The organism is Bartonella sp. TT29SHDZB (assembly GCF_042193395.1).
Classification (GTDB): domain Bacteria; phylum Pseudomonadota; class Alphaproteobacteria; order Rhizobiales; family Rhizobiaceae; genus Bartonella.
The window spans coordinates 1-1,162 of the sequence record NZ_JBHILQ010000097.1 but is presented as its reverse complement, the minus strand read 5'-3'; the positions used below and the strand labels follow the sequence as shown (position 1 = coordinate 1,162).

The window sequence follows — 1,162 nt, the reverse complement described above, 5'->3', positions numbered from 1 at the left end:
TTTTCTATTCCACTTGCGGTTTGAAGTGTGATAGTTGGACAATCCATAAGTTTCTTTTGGATTTTGTCTTGATACGGTAGCAAATTTCCACCTACTGCTCGTCTGTAAACCCAACCTTTTTGCTGTAAGAAGAGAATGAATTGTTTTGGTTGCATCTCAAGTATTTTAGCGGCTTCTGTAAGACTAAACAGTCCGTCATGACGTTGTAAGCTTTCAAGAGCCATGGCTTTTGGTATTAAATCTTCAATGATGGTGTCTTTTTGATCTATTTGACCTTGTAGGTAATTCAAAAAGCCAATCATAGCCTTTGGACTTGAGTAGTCGATTTGTGGTATTACTGCTTGCTTTTCCAATTCTTGCCAACGGTCTATAATCCTAGCACGTAATGTCATGCTGTAACCAGAAACTAAGATAAGGCATTCACGCTTAGGGAGGTTGTAACAGTTTTGGGGCTTACCCTGTTTATCTAAATAGGTGGATCCAAATTTGGATTGACCCCCTTCAGGATATAATTCTCCTAACATTTGTCGAATATCACGCATAATATGCGCATGTTGCTTACCGCATAACTCTGCAATTTCACGACTAGACATGGTTGGAACAGTTGTGTTTTGAAAATTGTTTTCAGGTATTGTAATAAAGTTTCGCATCATCACCCCCTTAATTAAGAAAAACATAAGTTTTGGTATAATATTCTGCCATAGTTTCTATGACGTTCTGCTTGAGCGATTTTCCTTGCTGCGTGAATTTTGAAGTAATGATTATCAGTTTTATCTGTTTCTATTTCAGATTTTGGACAAATCTTCTGTCTGTTCCATTCTTGTTTTGTAAAAACAAAATCCACGCCTTCTTTTAGATCAAACTTTTCAACACAATCGTTAAACCAAGTGGAAAAATCTTGTTTCAAATGTAAGTGCCTATGCATTACATGGGCTTTGACCATTTTGGCATAACCAATTTTGTTGTCTACCTCGTTTTCAGGTATGAGATATCCTTCACTATCATTATCATGTGTGTTCATAAGTTTACTCTAATCAATTATTGATGGGGAAAAGGGGGCGCTTTTAAATGCGCCCTTTAGAATTTAAAGCACATCACAAGGACGCAAACGGTGTTGTTGTTCGTAAGTACCGTAAATCTCATCATTATATTTTTCGTCTGC

Annotated in this window: 2 protein-coding genes; both read right to left on the bottom strand. The window is 36.8% G+C overall.

The window, feature by feature from the left end; all coding sequences use genetic code 11:
- Positions 1–650: Rha family transcriptional regulator (locus tag ACFIJJ_RS09790; RefSeq protein ID WP_375646808.1), on the bottom strand; the 650-nt coding region annotated here is incomplete at its 3' end.
- Positions 651–664: 14 nt separating this feature from the next.
- Positions 665–1,021 (bottom strand): antA/AntB antirepressor family protein, encoded by a 357-nt coding sequence (locus ACFIJJ_RS09785; RefSeq protein WP_375646806.1) that lies wholly within the window; start codon positions 1,019–1,021, stop codon positions 665–667.
- Positions 1,022–1,162 lie beyond the last annotated feature (141 nt).